The 21354-nt window shown below is 54.6% G+C and carries 19 protein-coding genes and 2 tRNA genes; 10 read left to right on the forward strand and 11 right to left on the reverse strand.

What is annotated here, in order from left to right; genetic code table 11:
* Nucleotides 1-694: 694 nt before the first annotated feature.
* The 3 genes from ACR0D6_RS00005 to ACR0D6_RS00015 form a co-directional block, all read right to left on the reverse strand.
* Nucleotides 695-2335, reverse strand: a complete 1641-nt coding sequence (locus ACR0D6_RS00005) for a glycosyltransferase family protein (protein ID WP_480764016.1) — start codon at nucleotides 2333-2335, stop codon at nucleotides 695-697.
* A 763-nt stretch (nucleotides 2336-3098) separates the two neighbouring features.
* On the reverse strand, nucleotides 3099-3332 hold the full coding sequence (locus ACR0D6_RS00010) for a hypothetical protein (RefSeq protein WP_480764017.1): 234 nt from the start codon (nucleotides 3330-3332) through the stop codon (nucleotides 3099-3101).
* 66 nt (nucleotides 3333-3398) lie between these two features.
* Entirely contained in the window at nucleotides 3399-3821 is a 423-nt protein-coding gene (locus tag ACR0D6_RS00015; protein WP_480764018.1) for a hypothetical protein, read from the reverse strand.
* Between ACR0D6_RS00015 and ACR0D6_RS00020 the strand changes: the two genes are divergently transcribed.
* The 4 genes from ACR0D6_RS00020 to ACR0D6_RS00035 are packed head-to-tail and all read left to right on the forward strand — an operon-like array spanning nucleotide 3820 to nucleotide 6278.
* Nucleotides 3820-4632 carry a Rad52/Rad22 family DNA repair protein gene (locus ACR0D6_RS00020; protein WP_480764019.1) on the forward strand — a complete coding sequence of 271 codons (813 nt, stop codon included), beginning with the start codon at nucleotides 3820-3822 and terminating at the stop codon, nucleotides 4630-4632. The two genes, ACR0D6_RS00015 and ACR0D6_RS00020, sit on opposite strands and share 2 nt — an antisense overlap.
* Complete coding sequence (locus tag ACR0D6_RS00025) at nucleotides 4629-4991, forward strand: hypothetical protein (protein WP_480764020.1); 363 nt, start codon at nucleotides 4629-4631, stop codon at nucleotides 4989-4991. Before ACR0D6_RS00020 ends, ACR0D6_RS00025 begins: the two co-directional genes overlap by 4 nt.
* A 56-nt stretch (nucleotides 4992-5047) precedes the next feature.
* The gene (locus ACR0D6_RS00030) at nucleotides 5048-5230 is read left to right on the forward strand and encodes a hypothetical protein (RefSeq protein WP_480764021.1); all 183 of its coding nucleotides are present in this window, start codon (nucleotides 5048-5050) and stop codon (nucleotides 5228-5230) included.
* Complete coding sequence (locus ACR0D6_RS00035; protein WP_480764022.1) at nucleotides 5223-6278, forward strand: hypothetical protein; 1056 nt, start codon at nucleotides 5223-5225, stop codon at nucleotides 6276-6278. Before ACR0D6_RS00030 ends, ACR0D6_RS00035 begins: the two co-directional genes overlap by 8 nt.
* A 334-nt stretch (nucleotides 6279-6612) precedes the next feature.
* Here the strand turns inward: ACR0D6_RS00035 and ACR0D6_RS00040 are convergent, their stop codons facing one another.
* Complete coding sequence (locus ACR0D6_RS00040; protein ID WP_170650094.1) at nucleotides 6613-6840, reverse strand: hypothetical protein; 228 nt, start codon at nucleotides 6838-6840, stop codon at nucleotides 6613-6615.
* A 282-nt stretch (nucleotides 6841-7122) separates the two neighbouring features.
* Between ACR0D6_RS00040 and ACR0D6_RS00045 the strand changes: the two genes are divergently transcribed.
* Nucleotides 7123-7863, forward strand: coding sequence for a porin (locus tag ACR0D6_RS00045; RefSeq protein ID WP_170650095.1), 741 nt, complete (start codon nucleotides 7123-7125; stop codon nucleotides 7861-7863).
* A gap of 83 nt (nucleotides 7864-7946) precedes the next feature.
* Here ACR0D6_RS00045 and ACR0D6_RS00050 read toward each other — a convergent pair whose 3' ends face one another.
* Nucleotides 7947-9266 carry an ATP-binding protein gene (locus tag ACR0D6_RS00050; protein ID WP_170650096.1) on the reverse strand — a complete coding sequence of 440 codons (1320 nt, stop codon included), beginning with the start codon at nucleotides 9264-9266 and terminating at the stop codon, nucleotides 7947-7949.
* A 44-nt stretch (nucleotides 9267-9310) separates the two neighbouring features.
* Between ACR0D6_RS00050 and ACR0D6_RS00055 the strand changes: the two genes are divergently transcribed.
* The 3 genes from ACR0D6_RS00055 (at nucleotide 9311) to ACR0D6_RS00065 (ending at nucleotide 10580) form a co-directional block, all read left to right on the forward strand.
* Nucleotides 9311-10225, forward strand: a complete 915-nt coding sequence (locus tag ACR0D6_RS00055) for an MBL fold metallo-hydrolase (RefSeq protein ID WP_480764023.1) — start codon at nucleotides 9311-9313, stop codon at nucleotides 10223-10225.
* A gap of 74 nt (nucleotides 10226-10299) precedes the next feature.
* Nucleotides 10300-10374, forward strand: a tRNA-Asn gene (locus tag ACR0D6_RS00060).
* Between the two features lie 131 nt (nucleotides 10375-10505).
* Nucleotides 10506-10580: transfer RNA gene (locus ACR0D6_RS00065), tRNA-Asn, on the forward strand.
* A gap of 50 nt (nucleotides 10581-10630) precedes the next feature.
* Here the strand turns inward: ACR0D6_RS00065 and ACR0D6_RS00070 are convergent.
* The 4 genes from ACR0D6_RS00070 to zwf all read right to left on the reverse strand — a co-directional run bounded on the left by ACR0D6_RS00070 (nucleotide 10631) and on the right by zwf (nucleotide 16183).
* A complete protein-coding gene (locus tag ACR0D6_RS00070; protein WP_480764024.1) occupies nucleotides 10631-12250 on the reverse strand; it encodes a long-chain-fatty-acid--CoA ligase in 1620 nt (539 codons plus the stop codon).
* 194 nt (nucleotides 12251-12444) lie between these two features.
* On the reverse strand, nucleotides 12445-14055 hold the full coding sequence (gene pgi, locus ACR0D6_RS00075) for a glucose-6-phosphate isomerase (protein WP_480764025.1): 1611 nt from the start codon (nucleotides 14053-14055) through the stop codon (nucleotides 12445-12447).
* Between the two features lie 5 nt (nucleotides 14056-14060).
* A complete protein-coding gene (gene pgl / locus ACR0D6_RS00080) occupies nucleotides 14061-14732 on the reverse strand; it encodes a 6-phosphogluconolactonase (RefSeq protein WP_480764026.1) in 672 nt (223 codons plus the stop codon).
* Entirely contained in the window at nucleotides 14729-16183 is a 1455-nt protein-coding gene (gene zwf, locus ACR0D6_RS00085) for a glucose-6-phosphate dehydrogenase (RefSeq protein WP_480764027.1), read from the reverse strand. The genes pgl and zwf overlap by 4 nt, the downstream gene beginning before the upstream one ends.
* 164 nt (nucleotides 16184-16347) lie before the next feature.
* Between zwf and ACR0D6_RS00090 the strand changes: the two genes are divergently transcribed.
* Nucleotides 16348-17301 (forward strand): radical SAM protein, encoded by a 954-nt coding sequence (locus ACR0D6_RS00090; RefSeq protein ID WP_480764028.1) that lies wholly within the window; start codon nucleotides 16348-16350, stop codon nucleotides 17299-17301.
* A 2-nt stretch (nucleotides 17302-17303) separates the two neighbouring features.
* Here ACR0D6_RS00090 and ACR0D6_RS00095 read toward each other — a convergent pair whose 3' ends face one another.
* Together ACR0D6_RS00095 and ACR0D6_RS00100 are read right to left on the reverse strand one after the other, a co-directional pair.
* On the reverse strand, nucleotides 17304-18002 hold the full coding sequence (locus ACR0D6_RS00095; protein ID WP_480764029.1) for a lipid-binding SYLF domain-containing protein: 699 nt from the start codon (nucleotides 18000-18002) through the stop codon (nucleotides 17304-17306).
* 153 nt (nucleotides 18003-18155) lie between these two features.
* On the reverse strand, nucleotides 18156-18425 hold the full coding sequence (locus ACR0D6_RS00100) for an usg protein (RefSeq protein WP_170650102.1): 270 nt from the start codon (nucleotides 18423-18425) through the stop codon (nucleotides 18156-18158).
* Nucleotides 18426-18617: 192 nt separating this feature from the next.
* On the opposite strand from ACR0D6_RS00100, the gene gyrA reads away from it, so the two are divergent.
* Nucleotides 18618-21344: a DNA gyrase subunit A gene (gyrA, locus tag ACR0D6_RS00105; RefSeq protein ID WP_480764030.1), complete on the forward strand. Its 2727-nt coding sequence runs from the start codon at nucleotides 18618-18620 to the stop codon at nucleotides 21342-21344.
* Nucleotides 21345-21354: the final 10 nt, after the last annotated feature.

The following is a 21354-nucleotide window of genomic DNA, read 5'->3' on the forward strand; positions in this document are numbered from 1 at the left end:
CCCTTGTCTAGTTCCGCGAGAACGCCCTCAATATTTCCACGTTTGGCGTGAAGATGGATGATTTCCGCCAATGCCTTCTCAAACGAAAAGATGAACAGCGACAGAGTAACTATAATCAGTCGAAACATATGCGCCTCCGAATTCAACGGCTTAAGCCAACCATACGCAGATAGCGCCGTTGTACCAAACCCTACGGTAGAAATGAGTTCCTGCGCGACATTCGCGCCAGTTCGTCAGCTTTGTGGTCGCTCGCACAAGAAGCATTTCCGCCATCGCAACGCATGACGGCAAAGAGGGCAGCATCCGCAGCATTTGAGGCAGTTTATGGATGTCGGCTCGGAGCCAAATTCGTGGACCTACTGGTTCGAACTGAACGGCAGCTTTGTCCGCATAGCGGACGTCCCTCCCTATTGTGAACCTTCGAATGTCTGCGGTGAGCCCTTAGTGTCGAATTCTGTGTGGCCTAAGAATGGCTGCTCCTCCACTTCAATCTACAACACGACAATCCTATTCTCGGCTATACTGCAATTTTTCCCGTGACCTTGGCATTCATTGGTCCGACACCAATGGCACTCCAAAACCTAGAAATATTCTCATATGGGTTGAGCCAAATGGGAAACGTTGAAACTGTCAGATCAAGTCGTGTGCTTTAGATATTAATTTACTGGACACATCGAAACCGAACTTCGCGAGATCACCTTTCTTCTTGCAACTCTGAAACAACTGACAAGATTTTCTTCGCCCGCGCATCAAAAGAATGGTTTTCTTTTACTCTCTTAGCCAGTTCGATGCGCTTGTCTTTCATACTGGGGGGTTCGTTCTTTGCTCGACTTATGGCCTCTTCACAACTTTTCTGATCATGAAATACATAGACATAATCAGCGATATCCTCAGGAACCCAACCAACGTCCTCTGACACAGGAATGGCGCCGCAAGCGAGGGTGTCGAAAATTCGATTGGACACAAACCCTCTGTTCTTCATGACAGTCGTGTTGTCGTTCAAAACAATTTTTGCGCTTTGATACACATCCCATAGTTTGCTATTTTCTACGCCCTGCCCATGAACAAACCTATCATAGACCCCACCTTGCCATCCTGGTCCATATATCCGAGGATACTCGCCTGCAGCCACCGCGAATTTTACACTTATTCTTTCGTGATTTGCCTTTCGGCGCCCGACAAAAACAATTCCCTCCTGTTTTCGCTGCGCGTCAGCTCGCATAATATCGGCATCAAAAGCTTGTGGTAGGAGCGTAGAAATTCCTGCGCCTTGACCAACAATAGCTTCATCATACATCTTTTTTGATGCCCAAAATACATGATCCGCTTCACGGTAATTCATGCTGCGTAAGCCCTTGCTGATTGCCCAAATCAGACAGTATCGATCTGGGTGGCGTTTAAAGTTAGCCCGCCCTCGAAGCACTAAATCGATACCACCGGCTTTCGTGTCCCGAGACCATTCTTCCTGAGAACAAACCGTTGTTCTGTGTCCCAACCGAACAAACGCCCGAGCAAGCCCACGGGCGTAAAAGTAGTCTCCCCAACCCAACATTTTTTGGCGGGTTGGCGCGGCGGTCTTTATTGAAATATCCGCCTTCTCAGGCCACGAGTCCGGCAACTCAAACGGGAACTCTGACAACCACCGGCTTTCAGCCGTTTGCTTAATGTTGAGAGAAGAAAAGTACTCTTGGACCCCATACTCCTCAATTTCGACGTCCAAAAACTCTTTTAATATTTCGTCGTAGCTCTCCGACAGAGTGCAATTTTGCGGATCCAAGTTACTAACAATCACCAATCCTGTGGGTGCCGCATCAACTACTTCAATTTCCAGGTCAGGCCGATATTTTCTGAGCGTAGGTACAATTTTCCAAACGTCCCCGACCCAAGCGGTGGTTTCTCGATCCCTTTTGGTCATTTTACTACCCCAGGGAATGCAGTCATGCAAAACCACAACACTTTTGGTAGAGCAGTGTTTCTCCGTATTTATGAAATCTCTAAGCAAATATTCAAACAAGTGCATTCCGTCCAAAAAGGCCAGATCAACTTTAAACTCGTTGTTTTCTAAGAACCTGGAGGAAAAGAAACCATCGCTGGTATCTTGAAAACAAAATAGGCCCTTTTTTTTGCCTATAATATCATGCGCTATTTTGTACTCTGGATCGACGGAGATAGAAGTGCATTTACTCAGCTTCAGGCTCGCCCCCGTTTGTGTGCCGACTTCTAAGTACAGATTTGGCTGAACAGTACTGTGCATGATTTCAAGAAATTGAAGATAATGCAGCCCTTCGACCTTAGGAAACTTCTCCCCTCTTTCCTGGCGGTTCTTATCGATCATGCTTTCGCTTTCAACTTGGAGTTTCTTGAACTGCTTCGCCCAGAAGCATACGTTAGTCAACACGGTTGAAAACTGATTTTGACCCGAGCACCAAATTTCCCAAACGAGCATAAGCCGCAGGGATCAAGTCAAACTACTCCAAGGCAAACCACGAACCTAAAAAAACAGCCCAAATCAAGGGTCTACGCATGTGTCAATTGATCGCGCGTGTTGGTTGAGAAGCAGCAAAATGTAAAGCCACCTCTTGTATCTTGACCCTCCGCCATTCGCCTTTGTCCGGTCAGATCGGAGTGCCAATCATAGGTGCGGCTCGCTTCGTACAATGAGAAACCAAAGGCTTGGCCCCACAAGTTTTGTGGGGCCAGAGACACTCAGGCAAACAGAAAATCTGGTTCGGTGAAATCTGCTACGTTTGCATTCAGGATTGTAACCAAGTCTCCGGTCCCGTACGCAATTTCGACATCTGTCCCGTTTTGGGTCTCGTATCAGGCCGTTCTGTTCAAACCTAATTTGACGGAACCTGACCAACAGAAAGCATGATAGGAGGATGTGTGGTTCCATGCAGTGAAACGTGGATGGAAGCGCTGGCCTTGATTGCCTCGACTTCATCAGGCGTCGGCTGCCAAGCCGTTAGTATCCTTGGGGTGCCGGACCAAAAACAGGGCATTGGATCAACTCGTCGCGAATTGGCAGCCAGAGAAAACCCTGAGACTTCCCAATATAGCGCGTGGCGTTCTCAATGCGACCGATCAACATCGATGCTTTACTCCTTTGCCCCGGTTGATTTGTTTTCCAACTGGGTTTCATCCATCTTCTTTTCGTATGCGGGATTGGCCTTTGCCTTGGCGCCTTTGCTGGGCGCTTTCTGCAGCATTTTTTCCTTTGCCAGGCCCGGGATGAGGGCGGCGGGAATGTCCTCATATTCACCTTCAACGGCCTGTTCCATCGTGAAGCCGTCACGGGAAAACGGGAAGTCTTTCAGGATTTTGCAGCGCATGATTGCCTCCTATCGGGGTGAGAAAAAACGGGCATCCTGCAGACGCCCGCCAGAAGCCATTTCGCGTTAGACCGGAGGGTTCGCGGTTGGCGCGGAATTCGGATGCCCAAGAAGCGCGATCGCCGCCAACAGCGCTGCCGAAGTATTTGCCGATGGCGTAACCGTCAGGCGCACATAGCGCTTTCCACCTGAGTATCCGATCTTGCGGGTTTCATCGTCATCATCGAACTGGAAACCCGCCAGGGCTTCGGTTCCGATCAAATCGACGTCGGCAACAGCGGTCGCGTCACTCAAGGCCGGATCGTTCCCTTCTTCGATCAAGGTCGCGAAGGTTGCGTCCGCGTCGGCGATGGCACCGGTTAGAATGACGAAAGTCAGGGAATCATAGCCCTGAAGATCGATGATTTCGGAAACTTGTGCGGTATCGTCAGACACCGAAACCGGGCTGATGGCGCGGATCGGATGAATGTTGTTCATGAGATCTTGCATGGATCTGTTCCTTTGTGAGAATTTCAGGAAGGAACCGGCCCGAACGCCGGTTCAACGCTCATCAGGCTGCACATTTCAGCTTGCGGAAGGCCTCGGCCAGCGTGACCTTGCCACCAGTCCGCTTGCGGAAGATGAACCGCACCATGCCGCCCGTGGCTTGAGTATACGGATCGCGCAGCAGTTCCATGGTGATGCGATCGAGCATCGTATAGCCTATATCGATGCCCGCGACGTGATGGACCGGCTGGACGAAGTATGCGGGCCTGCAAACTGGCAGGACGAGTACACCGAAACTGCCAGAGGGCGCATTATTTGCCGCATAGGTATTTGCGTTGGCGATCATTGGGTATGGAAGTCTGACGGAGCCGGCGAAACCGCTGTGGAGGGCGAGAAAGGTGGCATCTCGGACGCCTTGAAACGCGCTGCAGTACACTGGGGTATTGGCCGCTATCTATACCGTTTGGATGCGCCGTGGGTGTCCTGTGACGTTAACCAGAAGAACGGAAAAACGTACTGGAAGAAGTGGACGGAAGATCCTTGGTCGAAGGTCAAGGTTGTCGGCTACCAGAAGCCGGAAAGCCCAGACAACAATGAAAACGAAACTACGGTTGAGACCGTAACCCTACGCGATCAACTCAAAAATGCGGTGGAAAGCCGGACAACGGCCCAAGACCTATCAGCAGTCACCAATGATCCGAGATTTCAGCGTGATCTGACAACGCTCAGGGGCATGGATGAAGCCAAGGCCAATGAAGTCTCTGCCCTGATTACACAGCACGAAAGCAACCTGAACAACAGGAGTGCTGCATGACACCTATCGAGCGGATGAAAACCTCGGCCGCAGAAAGCAACGCCGCCGTGCACCGGGCAACCGGTGCGGGCCAAAAGCGGCAGGTCCAGCCGGTCAAAAACGGCAAGACGGCTGCAGTGGCGCGTAGACAGGCTGCGGTGCGCGATCTGATGGGCCGCGGGCTGAGCCACTGGGAAATAGCCAAGCGATTGGACGTCAAGGTTTCGACCATCAAGGCCGACCTGATGACCATCAAAGCGGAGGATGCTCATACCAATTCCCCGCGCACTGTTGCCCCGTTTGAGCGGCAGATGGTGCCGAAGCTACGACGACGCGCCAGGCGAGATGAAACCCACTCTGCTGGCAATCGCCAAACTTGATCACGCGGTGAGAACTTCCGCGAAGGACGATTGAACGCACAGAAAGGGACCTCAAAATGGCTGAGACAACTTTCACTCAGGCACAGATTGTTCGGGCTGTAGCAGGCGCGAAGAAAGCAGGTTTGGAAGTCGCCTCACTCGAAATCACACCGGAGGGCGTGATCCGGATCATCCAGAAATTTGACGAATCTCCCAAACCCAAGAACGATGAAGCCCCGGAGACTTGGGATGATGAGTGAAATGGAAGTCAAACTGCCGTTTGTGTTTGCCGAGAGAATGCCCAGCGGGAACATCCGTTACAGGTTCCAGCGAAACGGGAAGAAGAAGACGATCAAGGGTGAACCAGGGACACCTGAATTTCTGGCCAGTTACGCCGCAATCCGCGATGGCCTGGACACTCCGAAAACACCCAAAACCGTCAAGGGATCGATTTCTTGGCTGGTCGGCCTGTTCCTGAAGGATCTTGAAACGCGAGTCGATGCAGGATTAGCCAGCCCAGCAACACTCAAAGGCCACCGCCACCACCTCGGGCGCTTGGTCGCAGAGTTCGGGCGAAAGGACTGCCGCATGCCACGTGGCAAGCTGGTTCAGTTTCTGGATAAATTTGCAGCCACTCCGGGCGCGCGTGACAATCTGCGAAAGTCCATATCATCGCTTTACGAATGGGCCCTCGATCGGGAGCACGTCGATCCCGACACGTTTCAGAACCCGGCGAAGAAGATCAAGCGAATCAACAAAGGATCGAAGGGGTTCTACACCTGCACGATCGATGATGTGCGCGCCTATATGAAGTATCACCCGCCTGGTTCACTGGCGCGTCGCGTGATGATCGTCGAACTATGCACTGCCGCCAGGCGCGAAGACCTGAGGCTATTGGGCAGGTTCAACGAGTTCAATCGAGACGGCGCGAAGTGGCTGCGCTGGACGCAATCCAAGAAACCTCACCGCACAGTGGAAATCCCGATGCTGCCCATGCTGCAGGAGGAGGTCGCGAATGTGAAGGATGGCGTCTATTGCAAGACCAGCAGAGGTAAGCCGCTAACCCACGGCACATTAGGCAACTATGTTCGCAAGTGGTTCGACGACGCCGGCGCAAAAGGATCCTTGCACGGGGTCCGGAAAGGCCTGTCGTCAATCCTCCCCCACCTGGGCGCCACAAGCTATGAAATTGACGTTCTGTTGGGCCATGAACTGGGCAGTGAAGAAAGCAAGGTTTACGTCGAAGAAGCCGAGCGCACGGCGATAGCAACCAACCTGGGAGAGAAGCTTTCGAAGGTCAAATGGTGAACAGAAATTACCCCACGCCGCGAAAATTATTACCCCACGTTGTGATTTTCTGTTCAATTACAATATCTTGCAAAATCGCTTGCAGTCCCTCCGGGCCTACCAAAATCCGCATTTTTTCCAGGTAACGATACCAGATCACCCGACTCGCCGGGTAGGTCAGCCTCCGAGCGCCGGTGACATCCTTGAATATTTAACACAATTTCAATGCGTTATGGTTCGACCAAATAAAAATCATAAACTTGTTTCGGACAGCATAAAAATCAAACCATCCGATCAGACCCTGTCCACGGCTGTAAGCTGGCTCGGGCGGTCGGGTTGAATCACGGCAACGCGCCTACCCTCCAACATAAACCCCATCTTTGGGTCGGTAAAAAATCTTCTGGTCATGCAGGCGCCCCAACAGATCGTGTATTCGTCTAATGGTATCCTGACGATCAGCATTCGCTTCGTCCGATTCACCCATCTGTTCCTGCGAGAAAGAGGCCGATGCCTGCCTCAGCGCCAGTTCGATCAAATCCATGTCTTCAACCGACAACTCGAACACGTCATTATACTGGGGCATCCTGGATCCTCTGCTCAGATGGGTTACACGAATGTTCATGCAGGCTCTCGGACTGCCTATGCATAATACAAAATTCTCAGGATAATCGAATAGTGCATTGGTAGAGGGTCCAATCGGTTGTTCCCAACCATTCCGAGGGTTACCCGGAAACATGTGCCTGCATAGTCACAGTCCAAAAATTCACACACCGGATTCTACCCTAACGCGCAGGATCGCGATACTGACAATCAACGCATCGCTCCTTGGAATGGGCGGTCGTAAAAAAGAAGACGGAGCAGGACATTGAAAAATCTTTTTGTATTCGGCGCATTGACCGCCGGAATTTACGCTGGTGCGGCACAGGCGGTAGAAGTTACCGGAGGTTACGTCGATCTTGGTTACTCGGGCCTGACCGACCAGACCGACTTTCAGCGATACAACCTGAACGGAGCGGGTGAAATTGCCTTTTCGCGCAGCGTCGGGCTGCAGCTGGACCTTGGCGCCTACCGTTTCAACTCCCTTGATGAAACCGTAACGAACGCCACCTTGCACGGTGTTTTTCACGTTAGCCCGAACGGCTCTTTGGGGGTTTTCTATGGTCAGGAAAATCTGCCAGCAACCAACGGTTTCATTTCCGAAGATTTCCGGTTCTTTGGTATCGAAGGCGGGTATGATGCCGGTCAGGTAGATATCGAAGGGTATCTTGGCCGACAGGATGTGGATGTCGTCAACAACGCCAATGGGACCATTTTCGGGATTTCTGTTAACAGCTACGTAACCGATAGCTGGGAACTTTCACTGAACTACGACTTGGTGGACAATATTGAGGGCGCGCTTGACATCAGCACGCTGTCGATTGGCGCCGACTACGATCTGAGCCCCAATGCCAAGGTCTATGGCGAAGTTGGCAATGCCCGCTACGCCATTGGAAACGGCAGCACCAACGAGACATATGTCGGTGTGGGCGTCCGTATCAATCTGGGCGCATCGCGCGGCACTACATTCGGAACCCGCGGCGTTGCCGCGAAAATTCCAGGTCTTTAAGTTCGGATTGCCCCGGCCCAAACAGGCCGGGGCATCTCAATCTCCTGCACTTTCTTTAGATAATGTTCAGATATAACCCATTGTTATCGCCCGATAACAATGTCTACGCACAGCCCTCCAAGCTCTTCGCTTACGCCAAGACGCAAGGCCCCTCCATGTGCGCGGGCGATATCTGCCACGATGGCAAGCCCCAGCCCCACTCCACTCCCTTGATTCTGGTTGCGTGCGGGATCAAGCCGAGAGAACGGTTTGACGGCTTCGGTTCTTTGCTCCGGTGGAATACCCGGCCCGTCATCCTCGACACGGATGCGCATTGATTTTGGTGTCATCACAAGACTGACCCGGGCCCGTGTCCCGTATCTCACGGCGTTTCCGATCAGGTTTTCGACTGCGCGCCGAATCGCCACAGGGCGTAGCATGACCTCCCCCTGTTCCTCGGTTGGCACCAGTTCTACAACCCGCCCTGCCCGCTTAGCATCCTCTGCGATCTGGCGCAGCAAAACGGCTGGTTTCACCGCTTCAGGCGCCCCTTCTGCGGCACCCCGCGAGAAATCGAGGAACGCATCCAGCAAAGACTGCATTTCATCCACGTCCTGCAGCAACGGCTTGGCGTCTTCCGCTGGCAGCATGGAAAGACCCAATTTTAACCGGGTGAGTGGCGTTCGCAGGTCATGACTGACACCGGACAGCATCAGCGTCCGCTGTTCGATTTGCCGCTCTATGCGCGCGCGCATGTTGAGAAAGGCGCTACCTGCGGCACGAACCTCAATCGCTCCGCCGGGAGAGTAAGGAACCACCCGGCCACGCCCAAAGGCCTGCGCCACTTCGGCCAGCTTTGTGATCGGTCGCAGCTGATTGCGCATATACAGGAAGGATATCGACGTCATGAGCACGGCAAAGAACACCATCGTGACGATCAATTGATGCGGAGCGGCAGGTGACAAACGCCTGCGATCAAACGTCAACTCAAGAACGCCAAGATCAGTGTTCAGATAAACTCGCGCCTCACGGCTGCTTGGCAACGATACCGCAGCAACATCAGGCAGCCACCCTTGCAATTGCGTAACAATCAGTGGCGCAATGAAGTCGTACCACCGGCGCGACGCAACGGTTGGCTTTTCATTTTGGTTGAGAAAAACCGCCCTCATTTCAAGCGCCGCCAGAATCGGCCGAGCTGCGGCCAACGCTTGCTGCTGAGTTTCGGCCGACTGCATGACTTGTGTCACAAATCCAATTTCACGCGATGCAGTCCGCGTCATCTGAGTGGTTACGTCTTCCAGATGACGTTGTAGAAACGCGACCGCAACGACCAGCAGAACAACAATCATAGGCAGTGCCAGAATGATCGCTGCGCGGGCATAAAGGCTGCGGGGCATATAAGGTTTGAGCCAACGGAAGGACATGCGCTAAGCCTAACCCTGCACCCCGGCAAGAGAAAGAGGCCAAGATGCTACCGCCCGATGAATTCGATCCGCCCGTTGGCATCCCGTTCCAGCTTGACGATGATCTGCTGAGGGTTGTTGCGCCAAACCCCTCACCCATGACCTATCGTGGTACAAACACGTACATTCTGGGTCGCCGCGATGTAGCGGTTATCGATCCCGGCCCGGCGGATGATCGTCATCTACAGGCGATTCTGGATGCGTTGAAGCCGGGGCAGAGAATCAGCCACATCATCGTTTCCCACAGCCATCTGGACCACTCACCGCTGGCTGCTCCTTTGTCGGCAAAAACCGGTGCCCCGGTCCTTGCCTTCGGAGGGCCGGAAGCGGGGCGTAGTGCGGTCATGACACGCTTGGCATCGCGAGGCCTCACCGGGGGTGGTGAAGGGATTGACCGGGCCTTTAACCCCGATATCGAAGTTGAGGATGGCCAGATGATCGACGGCGACGGCTGGAGCCTGGAAGTGATTCATACACCCGGGCATCTGGGGAACCATATCGCACTTGCGTGGAATGACATCTGTTTCACCGCAGACCATGTAATGGGCTGGGCCAGTTCGCTTGTATCGCCTCCTGACGGCGACCTGACCGACTTTATGTCGGCATGCCGTAAGCTGCGCGCTCGAAACTGGTCCGTGTTCCATCCCGGTCATGGAGCACCTGTCACAGATCCCGCTGGGCGTCTGGACTGGCTGATCCAACACCGCCAGAGCCGCGAGGCACAGATTCTGACCGCGTTAACCGATCAACCCGGCACCGCACGGAACCTGGCCGAGCGAATCTATACGGACACTCCGCCCCGCTTGCTGCCTGCCGCAGAGCGCAACGTGTTTGCGCATCTGGTTGATCTTGCCGAAAAATCCCACGTATCACCGGCCGGCGAGATTTCGATATCGGCTGAATTCAGCGTAGCTGACTGATGCTAAAAAAATTATTGTTTTCACGTCATTCCCCTCTGGACGGGAAAATGTCGGATTGTTATACGGCCCGCAGTTCCGGCGTAGCTCAGCGGTAGAGCAGTTGACTGTTAATCAATTGGTCGTAGGTTCGATCCCTACCGCCGGAGCCAATTTTCACTAACAAAATGACACAATGTAAGCGCCATTCTATGCCGCTACAGACGGGTGAGTTTTTTCGTCGAAAAAACTTTATCACCCCTCTGGACGACCGATATTCTGGTTGCTATACGGCGCGAACCGTTCCGGCGTAGCTCAGCGGTAGAGCAGTTGACTGTTAATCAATTGGTCGTAGGTTCGATCCCTACCGCCGGAGCCATATCTCCTTTTCCTCAAATCGGACCATTTGTGACGTCTGTTGCCGTTTTCTCAGTCGGAAAGCACGTCTGAGAACTCAGCCCGCAAATTGCGTTTCAGGACCTTGCCCGTGGCGTTCAGGGGCAGTGCATCCACAAACACGACCTTGTCAGGCACCTGCCAACTCGCGATTTTTCCATCGAAAAATGTTAAAAGCTCTTCTTGGGTCGGGTCCTCGCCTTCGGCTTTGACGGCGACAAGCAACGGCCGTTCATCCCATTTCGGATGAGGCACCCCAACGACGGCTGCAGTTGCCAGTTTGGGATGCGCCACGGCAATATTTTCCAGCTCAACCGAACTGATCCATTCACCCCCGGATTTGATGATGTCTTTGGAACGATCGCGGATGGTCATGTACCCATCCGGATCAAGGGTTGCGACATCGCCCGTGGCGAACCAGCCATCCTGCAACAAGGGCTGGTCCTCCATATGGAAATAGCTGTCCAGAACCCAATGCCCGCGCACCATCAGATCGCCTTGGGTCACACCGTCATTGGGCAAGTCCTTCCCATCGTCATCAACGATTTTCAGCTCGACACCATAAGGCGGTCTGCCCTGGTTTTCGCGCAACCTGTGCTGATCCTCGGTGGTCAGATTCCGATGCTTGGCCAAGGGAATGTTGGCTGTGCCAAGGGGGCTCATCTCGCTCATTCCCCAGGCGTGGACTGTATCGACACCATAGGTTTCACGGAAGGTTTCGATCATCGATGGCGGACATGCCGATCCGCCAATTACTGTGCGCTCAAGGCTTTCCAACTTACTGCCCGATTTTTCCGCATGGGCCAAAAGTCCCTGCCAGATCGTCGGAACACCCATCGCCAGCGTCACATGGTAGGTATCGATTAAATTGACCAGAGCTTCGCCATGCAGGTCCGGCCCGGGCAACACCATCCGGGCGCCTGACATGGCGCACCCATAGGGTGAACCCCATGCGTTGACGTGAAACATCGGAACAACCGGCAGCACGACATCCATCGCCGAGTAGCCGATCACGTCGCGCGTATTCGAAGCAAAACTGTGCAAAACCGTTGACCGGTGGGAATACAACACGCCTTTGGGATTGCCGGTCGTACCGGATGTGTAACACAAGCTGGACGCCGTGTTTTCATCCAAGACCGGCCATTCGAAACCGGGATCTCCTGTTTCGATCAGTTCATCATAGAACAACAGGCCAGGCACCTGAGACAACGCGGCCTCATCTCGCGGCCCCATCAGCACAAAATGGCGGACCGCGGTCAGCTTGTCTTTGAGCGCGGCGATCAGCGGAACAAAGGTCGCGTCAAAGAACAGCACCCTGTCTTCGGCATGATTGATGATGTAGGTGAGTTGTTCGGGGAAAAGACGCGGGTTGATCGTGTGGCAAACAAAGCCCGCACTGGAGGCCGCGTAATATATTTCAAGGTGGCGGCGATTATTCCATGCGATCGTTCCAATACGGTCCTGCGGTTCCAATCCAAGATTGGCCAGCGCAGACCCCATTCGCCGAGCATTCCGCGAGATTTCCGCCCAGTTGGTCTGGGTTATCGTGTTGTCGGTTTCAACCGACCATACCTCGGTCTGACCATGGTATTTTTCGGCATGTTCTATCAGTGACGAAATCAGCAAGGGCTGCGTCATCATCTGTCCCAGCATGGGTGTCCTCCCCTGTCGGCGCCGCGTTCGTTGAACAGCGCCGGTTGTTTCTGCATGAATGAACGTCGGCAAGGCTGTGCTTGTCGGATCACTCATGGCTCTTCCATGAGGAAGAACCTGCCAAGCAATTCACCCGCTGACAACAACGCGAATACGATATGCCGTAACGGCAGGCCTGATTTCAGAAGCCAAAGTCAGCTTCGGTAGCGCAACGCATAGGCAACAAGGGCGGCTGTTGAGCTGTCTTTTCCTTCGGTCCCGCGATCGCCATCCACAATGGGCCCCAGCGAGGTCGCAAGCTCCTTGCCTAGCTCCACACCCCATTGATCGAATGAATTGATCCCGAGGATCACGCCCTCGACAAAAACCCGGTGTTCGTACAAGGCGATGATCTGCCCCAGAACATAGGGCGTCAGTTTGGGATACATCAGCGTGGTCGATGGACGGTTGCCGGGGAAAACTCGATGCCGGGCCTGACGGTCCAGTTCCTCATCACCGAGCCCACGGTCCACCAAAAGCGCGCGCGCCTCGTCCAATGAGCGGCCTTGCATCAGTGCCTCGGACTGGGCCAGACAATTTGCCAGCAAAAGCCGGTGGTGATGTTCCAACTCGGGCTCATGACCCTCGGCTGCAACCATGAATTCGCAGGGGACAACATCCGTTCCCTGATGAATCAACTGATAGAATGCGTGCTGTCCATTGGTACCCGGTTCACCCCAGACAATCGGGCCAGACGGGCCGATCAAAGCAGAGCCGTCCATGGCAACGGATTTTCCGTTCGACTCCATCTCAAGCTGCTGCAGGTACGCCGGAAGGCGGTTCAATCGCTGGTCGTATGGCAAAACGGCGCGGCTGGAATAAGACAGAATCTGGCGGTGCCATATCCCGACCAAGGCCAGCATCACCGGCATGTTTTCAACCAAGTCGGCCGAGCGGAAATGCATGTCCATCGCCTGCCCGCCGCGCAGAAAGGCATCGAACGCATTTGAGCCTACGGCAATCATGACCGGCAAGCCAACTGGCCCCCAGATCGAATAACGCCCGCCAACCCAATTCGCAAAACCGAACACTCTCTCTTGCGGAATGCCGAATGCTTTGGTCTTGTCCAGATTGCTGGAAACTGCGGCGAACTGTTTGGCCGGATCACCGCCGCCATCCTGCATCCACGCACGAGCTGTGCGGGCGTTGGTCATTGTTTCGATGGTCGTAAACGTCTTGGAGGCAACAATGACCAGCGTGCGCGATGGATCCAGCGGACGCAGCGTATCCGCGATATACGCACCATCGACATTCGACACATAGTGCAGCCGGGGCCCGTCATGATATGGCGATAAAGCGCGTGTAGCCATGACCGGCCCAAGATCGGACCCGCCGATGCCGATGTTCACCACATCAGTGAACGGCCCACCTGCCCCCTCAATAGCCCCACCTCGGACCTCTTCCGCAAAAACCCTCATCCGCTGAAGGGTCTCCAGCACTCCGGGCATGACGTCTGCCCCATCAACCTCAACCGGATCACCGTCAAGATTGCGCAGAGCAGTGTGCAGAACAGCCCTATTTTCGGTTTCGTTGATCTTGCTCCCGGAAAACATGGCATCGCGCCTTGCGGCCAAATTAGCCGTTTCGCAAAGCTGCAGCAGCGACGCGCGAATTTGATCGTCAATCTGGGTCTTTGAATAATCGAATAACAAATCACCGGACGAAGCGGAAAAACCCTGTGCCCGGTCTGGATCGGATTCGAACAAGTCAGTTATCCTGCGGTCCCGCACGTGATCAGCTTGTTCCGCAAGTCTGCCGATATCCATCTTTTCTACTCCGCCCAATGGACTGTAATCCCACTCAGAACCGCAGCGATTGGCGCCTCTTCGGGTGGCAATGACATGGCACGCTCCAGTGCGTCGCGCTTGGCCGCGCCATAGATAATCAGGTGCTTGGACAAGGCACCGTCCAGAATAGGTGCGGTCAGCGTGATGCGGGGTTCGGGCTGCACCGCGGTTCGTGCGACGGCAAGTGTCGGCGCGTCGCCGTCAAGGGCCTGTGCCAACCCGTCCATCCCGGGATACAGCGAGGCAGTATGCATGTCTTCGCCCATTCCCAGTACCAGCACAGACAACGGCAACACCGGTGCGATCAGGGCCTCAATGTGTGCCAGCGCATCCTCGGGATGTTCCGAAGGAATATAAAGCGGAACGAATTCTGCCGCCGAAGCTCGACTGTCCAACAAGTGCTCGCGGATCAGCCGCTCGTTTGAACGCTCATGATCTGACGGTACACAACGTTCATCCGTTGGCAGAACACGCACACGATCCCATTCCAGATCAGCCGCGCACAGGCTATCAAACACCGGACCAGGCGTGGTTCCCCCCGGGACGGCAAACGCAATGGTATCATTGTGCAACAGAGAGGCTTCAAGTTCTCCAGCCAGTTTGTTGGCCACATCTATGGCCAGCAAATCCCTGTCAGCGTATTCTTGAATGTTCATGGCTTGATCCCTTGCCAGCGGCGACCATCGCGTTTCATCAGCAGCTCGGCGTCGCCCGGCCCGGTGCTGCCGCTGTCATATGGTTTTGGTACATCGCCGCGTGCCTGCCATCCAGCGATGATCGGATCGGTCCAGGCCCAGGCGGCTTCGACTTCGTCGTCGCGCATGAACAGGGTCTGGTTACCCCGGATCACATCCATCACAAGGCGCTCATAGGCGTCCGGCGGGTCTTGGTTTTCCGCCCCCAATGCCTCGGCAAAGCTCATGTCCAGTGGGACGTCGACCAGACGCATCCCCCCTGGGCCCGGCTCTTTGATCGTCACTTTCAGCGTAATTCCCTCGTTCGGTTGCAAGCGGATCGACAACACGTTTGCGTGTCGCCCTGCCCCCTCACCGAAAATCGAATGTGGCGCGTCCTTGAACATCACGTTGATCACGGATGAACGAGCAACCAGCCGCTTACCCGTACGCAGATAAAACGGTGTTCCGGCCCACCGCCAGTTGCTGATATGCGCGCGCAAAGCAATATAGCTTTCGGTTGAGGACCTCTCTTTGCCAACCACATCCCGATAGCCCGGCCCGTCAGCCCCGGCCACAAACTGACCGCGTACGATATGGTGCGGTTCAACGGGGTCCAGTGCGCGGATCACCTTGAGTTTTTCATCACGTACCGCATCGGGGTCGAACTTCGCCGGTGGCTCCATGGCGATCAAACACAAAAGCTGCATCAAATGGTTTTGTATCATATCACGCATGGCGCCGGCGCGATCATAGTAGTTCTCGCGCCCGTCCACACCTACGGTTTCGGCCACCGTTATCTGGATATGGTCGACATACTGGCTGTTCCACAACGGCTCGAACAGCATGTTTCCAAAGCGGACCGCCATGAGGTTCTGGACCGTCTCTTTGCCCAGATAGTGATCAATGCGGTAAATCTGCTTTTCATCGAAATACGCAGCCAGTGTCGCGTTCAGCCCACGGGCACTGGCGAGATCATGACCAAAGGGCTTTTCAACCACGACCCTCGTCTGATCCGTGACCATACCGAATGCTTCGATCCTCTCTGCAAGCGGTTCGAACAGACGGGGGCCCACGGAAAAGTAAAACGCCCTGACCCGCTGCGGATCAAGCCGTTTAGCAAGACTTTCCCACCCGTCGTTGGACAGCGCATCAACCCGGGAATAGACAATCCGCTGCAGGAACTCATTCAGGACGGCGTGCCGGGCTGACAACACCGGAACAAGCTGTCGCAGGGATTCGGCGACGAGAGCACGAAACGACTCGTCATCATGATCGCTTCGCGCCGCACCGACGATCAAAACGTCCTTGGGCCATTGTCCCGCGCAATATCTGCGAAACAGCGCCGGCAGAATCTTACGCTGGGCAAGATCGCCTGTTCCGCCGAATATGACCAGATCAAAAGGATCTACCGGTATGATACGAGAAACCATGGGTTTTCCTTAACTCCCAATCCGCCGCGTGTCCAATGTTAGCGCAATCATTTCGTTTTCGTTACCCACCATCAAAACTCTGTCAGATACGTCGCGTCCGTCTTTAATTCACCTGTGGCAATAAGCTAGATCAGTTGGACAGTTGCAAGGAACCGGATGCCGGAATGAAAGACAACGCGCCTCAGTTAGCCAATATCGGAAAGTTTCAGAACAAATTCGTGACAGCCGATGGCCAGCAGCGTGCAGCAGTACCGCTGAGCAATCCCGAGACGTTGTGGTTCAATACCGGTACGCTGTGCAACATCGAATGCCTGAACTGTTATATCAAAAGCAGCCCCACGAATGATGCGCTGGTGTACATTTCGGAATCCGAGGTCATCGAATTTCTGGATCAGATTAAAACGCGGAACTGGCCAGTGCGCGAGATCGGTTTTACCGGCGGTGAGCCTTTCATGAACCCCGAGATGATCGGAATCACAAAATCCGCCCTTGAACGCGGATATGAGGTTTTGATTCTGACCAACGCGATGCGCCCGATGATGCGCCGAAAGGTGCGCGAAGGACTACTAAAACTTCATCGCGACCACGGGGAAAAGCTTACACTTCGGATTTCGGTCGATCACTATCGCTCTGAACTGCACGACGCGGAAAGGGGCGCAGGCAGTTTTGAAAAAACCCTCGAAGGAATGAAATGGCTTCGGGACAACGGATTTCGGATGACTGTGGCAGGACGCACTGTCTGGGGAGAGTCCGATGCGGAAAGCCGCGCGGGCTATGCCGCGTTCTACGCCGAACATGGCTTTGACATTGATGCCAATAATCCCGGCCAAACGGTACTGTTCCCCGAAATGGACGAAACTTCGGAAGTACCTGAAATAACCACAGCCTGCTGGGGGATTCTTGACAAAGCGCCGAGTGCCGTGATGTGCGCCAGTTCCCGCATGGTGGTCAAACGCAAGGGCGCATCCAAGCCAGCCGTTCTGGCCTGTACCCTGCTGCCCTATTCACCGGAATTCGAAATGGGAACAACATTGGCCGAAGCCGAAGCGGATGTTCACCTGAACCACCCTCATTGCGCGAAATTCTGCGTTCTGGGCGGAGCAAGTTGTTCGGCTTGACGTCAGTTCAGTTCGGGTGATTTCCAATACTTGGTTCCGGACGCGTTCGCTGAAACGCGCCAACCCTTTTTGTCGAGCACGAATATGGACCGCCCATTGACGAACCTGGCGGTCTGGTCCGTCTTCTCATCGCCATACATGGCGCCTGTTTCTGCCGTCGCATCATAGCCTTCGGTGATGAACTTCTGGAAATCTGCCTGCGTTTCGAACATGATCACCAGCTGGGTTTCGAACCCGCCGATACCTATGGCCGCCCCAACGCCGCCTGTCCCCATATTCATGTAAGTACGGCTGCCGTCTTCCTTTGAAACAGCAACACCACGACCGTATCCGGCGGATACGGGAAACACTGTTATCTTGCGGGTATCAAAGGCGGCATAGCCAGCGCTATCCGGATAGAGCGCATCAGCATCCGAATTCTCTGTCAGAAGGCGCGTCAGAATTTCATCTGACATCGTGTCCAGCTTGGCGCGTGTTTCTTCGGGCGTCGCCTCATTGGTCACCAAATCAGCAGTGGATTCAAACGTATCACTGACGATGTCAGCGCCCTTGCCAACAGTCTTACCAGCGCTTTCAGCGCCGCGGCCAATAGCGTCTGCCGTACTTTCAGCGCCCTTTTTGACCTTATCGAGCAAATTTTCGGCTGAGACAGTTCCGCAAAGCAGAAGCCCCGCAACGATGGAAATTGGTAACTTCATCATGGAATGATCCAATGTCAGAACCTGCGTTCGACACTGACAATACCCATTGTTGTCAAAAATAAAATCCGGTTCGTCGCGAACATCGCGACCTAATACGAAATACAATCGTCAAACTAGCCCGGGAAACGCCAAATTCGCCGCTTAGGCCATCGGTCAATTCAGTCTGAATTCGCCCACTACATTACGCCACTCACCCGGCGCGATCATTTTGCGATGTGTGAAACGGACGGAATGAAGTGGCCCTTCGATTTCGCGCTGCCAGAACTCAATGAAATCAAACAGCCTCGGATGATCAGGCGCCAGATCATATTCCTGCCATGTGAAGGTATTCAAAACGTGAATGTAGTCGGGCATGTGATAATAGAACTCAGCCGTTGTCAGCCCGTACCCCTTAAGCATTAATTCTGTTTCGCTTTGCTCCATGCAGACCTCCAAATTATTGCAAGGTCTCTTCAGCATAGCACGAATTCAACCGAACTCTCATTAAAACAATGCGTTAACCTTGCGTGAGCAGTGAAATTCGCCCCAATTCCGTTGCTTGCTTGCACCTTATGTGCCGGGTCTGATAAGATGCATCCACAAGATATAGACCCTGCACAAAGAACGGGCCGTTACGTGAGCGATACGCCAGAAACTCCTGAAAACATGGACGAAACCCCACCGGAACGCCCCGTTTATGACGGCCCGACGGTGTCTATCGAATCCGAGATGCGAACGTCGTACCTCGATTATGCGATGTCGGTCATCGTCAGCCGCGCGATCCCCGATCTGCGCGACGGGTTGAAACCGGTGCACAGGCGCATCCTTTATGCGATGCACGAGACCGGGAATACCCATGACAAGGCTTATCGCAAATCGGCCCGTCCGGTTGGTGATGTGATGGGTAAATACCACCCGCACGGTGACAGCGCGATCTATGACGCGCTGGTGCGGATGGCTCAGGATTTCTCGATGTCGCTGCCGCTGTTGGATGGTCAGGGCAACTTTGGTTCGATGGACGGTGATAACCCGGCGGCCATGCGTTACACCGAGGTTCGCATGGACAAACCTGCCGCAGCCCTGCTGGCAGACATCGAGAAAGAAACTGTTGATTTTCAGGACAACTACGACGGCAAGGACAAAGAGCCGACCGTCCTGCCCGCCCGCTTCCCGAATATGCTGGTTAATGGTGCCGGCGGTATCGCCGTGGGTATGGCGACCAACATTCCGCCTCACAATCTGGGCGAAGTGGTAGACGCCACTCTGGCACTGATCGACGATCCGGATCTGACATCCGAGCAACTGATCGAATACGTCCCCGGTCCCGACTTCCCGACCGGAGGTGTGATGCTGGGCCGATCCGGTGCGCGCAAAGCCTATCTGGAAGGGCGCGGCAGCGTCATCATCCGCGCCAAGACCCGCGTCGAAGAGTTGCGCAAGGACCGCTACGCGATTGTGGTGGACGAGATCCCCTATCAGGTGAACAAGGCCGCGATGATCGAAAAGATCGCCGAGGCCGTGCGCGAGAAGCGGATCGAGGGCGTCGCCCACGTTCAGGATGAATCCGACCGCAACGGCGTGCGTGTCGTGGTCGAACTGAAACGGGATGCAACGCCCGAAGTGGTACTGAACCAACTCTACCGGTTTTCACCAATGCAGACCTATTTCGGCTGCAACATGCTGGCGTTGAACGGTGGCCGCCCCGAGCAGCTTACACTGCGCCGGTTCCTGACGTCGTTCATTGATTTCCGTGAAGACGTCGTTGCACGTCGTACAGCGCACCTGCTGCGCAAGGCGCGGGAACGCAGTCACATTTTGTGTGGCCTGGCCGTTGCCGTCACTAATATCGACGAAATCGTTACGACAATTCGGCAATCAGCGGACGCAGCGGAAGCTCGCGAAAAGCTGATGACCCGGCGCTGGCCTGCTCAGCCGATACTGGAATACATCGCGCTGATCGACGATCCGACCCATACGGCGAACGATGATGGCACTTACAATCTGTCTGAAACCCAAGCTCGGGCCATTCTTGAACTACGGCTACAGCGTCTGACCCAAATCGGCGTCAAAGAAGTCACCGACGAATTGGAAGAGCTGGCAGGCAAGATCAAGGAATACCTCGAAATTCTGTCCAGCCGAGAGCGCATTATGGGCATCATCGCCGATGAATTGCGCGAGGTGCGCGAACAGTTCGCCGTGCCACGTCGCACCGAGATCGTCGATTGGTCCGGCGATATGGATGATGAGGACCTGATCGAGCGCGAAGATATGGTCGTGACCGTAACTTCGGGCGGCTATATCAAGCGCACCCCTCTGGCTGACTTCCGCGCCCAAAAACGCGGAGGCAAAGGGTTGAGCGGCATGCAAACCAAAGAAGAGGACGTGGTTACCAACCTCTTCGTGGCGAATACGCATACGCAGTTGCTGTTCTTCACCACCGACGGGATGGTCTACAAGCTCAAGACCTGGCGTCTGCCGCAATCGGGGCGCACCGGTAAGGGCAAGGCTATCGTAAACATCCTGCCAATTCCGACTGGTGTTTCCATCGCGGCGATCATGCCTGTGGATGTCCCGGACGATGAATGGGAAAACCTGCAGATCGTCTTTGCAACCAGCGCCGGAGACGTCCGCCGTAACCGGCTGTCGGATTTCACCAACGTCCGCCGTAACGGCAAGATCGCCATGAAACTGCCCGAAGGGGTGGAGCTGGTGAATGCACGCATCTGTTCCGAGGATGAGGACGTGATGCTGGTGACCAATTCGGGTCGTGCCATCCGGTTCCGTACTACGGACGTTCGTGTCTTCAACTCACGCGAATCCACAGGCGTACGCGGTATCAAGCTGACCAATGGCGATCGGGTGGTCTCGATGTCCGTCATTCGTCACTTCGAAGCCGGACCGGACGAGCGCGCGGCCTACCTCAAGATGCGCCGCTTGATGGCTGGCGTTACGGATGAGACCGAAAGCGATGAAGACGAAGGTAACGCGGACAGTGTATTGCCGCAGGAACGCTATGCCGAAATGTCGGCGGCCGAAAACCTGATCCTGACTATCACCGCCGGGGGCGCCGGCAAGCTGAGCTCAAGCCACGACTACCCCGTGCGCGGACGTGGTGGCATGGGTGTTGCAGCGATGGACAAGGCGATGCGCGGCGGGGAATTGGTTGCGTCCTTCCCGGTCGAAATCGACGATCAGATTATGCTGGCGACATCCAAGGGCCAGTCGATCCGGGTTCCCGTCGATGGCATCTCGTTCCGTTCCCGTTCAGCTGGTGGTGTCAAAGTCTTTAACACCGGCAAGGGCGAAGAGGTGGTCAGCGTTGCCTGGATTGCCGATCAGGGCGACGACGACGCTCAGGACTAAAATACCCAAT

The sequence above is a fragment of the Ruegeria sp. BJ6 genome (genome assembly GCF_056537885.1).

What these genes read in the sequence shown, in the direction of transcription:
- ACR0D6_RS00005 (WP_480764016.1), bottom strand. Translation starts at nt 2,335, where the DNA reads ATGATCGATAAGAACCGCCAGGAAAGAGGGGAGAAGTTTCCTAAGGTC.
- ACR0D6_RS00010 (WP_480764017.1), bottom strand. Translation starts at nt 3,332, where the DNA reads ATGCGCTGCAAAATCCTGAAAGACTTCCCGTTTTCCCGTGACGGCTTC.
- ACR0D6_RS00020 (WP_480764019.1), top strand. Translation starts at nt 3,820, where the DNA reads ATGGATCTGTTCCTTTGTGAGAATTTCAGGAAGGAACCGGCCCGAACG.
- ACR0D6_RS00015 (WP_480764018.1), bottom strand. Translation starts at nt 3,821, where the DNA reads ATGCAAGATCTCATGAACAACATTCATCCGATCCGCGCCATCAGCCCG.
- ACR0D6_RS00025 (WP_480764020.1), top strand. Translation starts at nt 4,629, where the DNA reads ATGACACCTATCGAGCGGATGAAAACCTCGGCCGCAGAAAGCAACGCC.
- ACR0D6_RS00030 (WP_480764021.1), top strand. Translation starts at nt 5,048, where the DNA reads ATGGCTGAGACAACTTTCACTCAGGCACAGATTGTTCGGGCTGTAGCA.
- ACR0D6_RS00035 (WP_480764022.1), top strand. Translation starts at nt 5,223, where the DNA reads ATGAGTGAAATGGAAGTCAAACTGCCGTTTGTGTTTGCCGAGAGAATG.
- ACR0D6_RS00040 (WP_170650094.1), bottom strand. Translation starts at nt 6,840, where the DNA reads ATGCCCCAGTATAATGACGTGTTCGAGTTGTCGGTTGAAGACATGGAT.
- ACR0D6_RS00050 (WP_170650096.1), bottom strand. Translation starts at nt 9,266, where the DNA reads ATGTCCTTCCGTTGGCTCAAACCTTATATGCCCCGCAGCCTTTATGCC.
- ACR0D6_RS00055 (WP_480764023.1), top strand. Translation starts at nt 9,311, where the DNA reads ATGCTACCGCCCGATGAATTCGATCCGCCCGTTGGCATCCCGTTCCAG.
- ACR0D6_RS00070 (WP_480764024.1), bottom strand. Translation starts at nt 12,250, where the DNA reads ATGCTGGGACAGATGATGACGCAGCCCTTGCTGATTTCGTCACTGATA.
- pgi (WP_480764025.1), bottom strand. Translation starts at nt 14,055, where the DNA reads ATGGATATCGGCAGACTTGCGGAACAAGCTGATCACGTGCGGGACCGC.
- pgl (WP_480764026.1), bottom strand. Translation starts at nt 14,732, where the DNA reads ATGAACATTCAAGAATACGCTGACAGGGATTTGCTGGCCATAGATGTG.
- zwf (WP_480764027.1), bottom strand. Translation starts at nt 16,183, where the DNA reads ATGGTTTCTCGTATCATACCGGTAGATCCTTTTGATCTGGTCATATTC.
- ACR0D6_RS00090 (WP_480764028.1), top strand. Translation starts at nt 16,348, where the DNA reads ATGAAAGACAACGCGCCTCAGTTAGCCAATATCGGAAAGTTTCAGAAC.
- ACR0D6_RS00095 (WP_480764029.1), bottom strand. Translation starts at nt 18,002, where the DNA reads ATGATGAAGTTACCAATTTCCATCGTTGCGGGGCTTCTGCTTTGCGGA.
- ACR0D6_RS00100 (WP_170650102.1), bottom strand. Translation starts at nt 18,425, where the DNA reads ATGGAGCAAAGCGAAACAGAATTAATGCTTAAGGGGTACGGGCTGACA.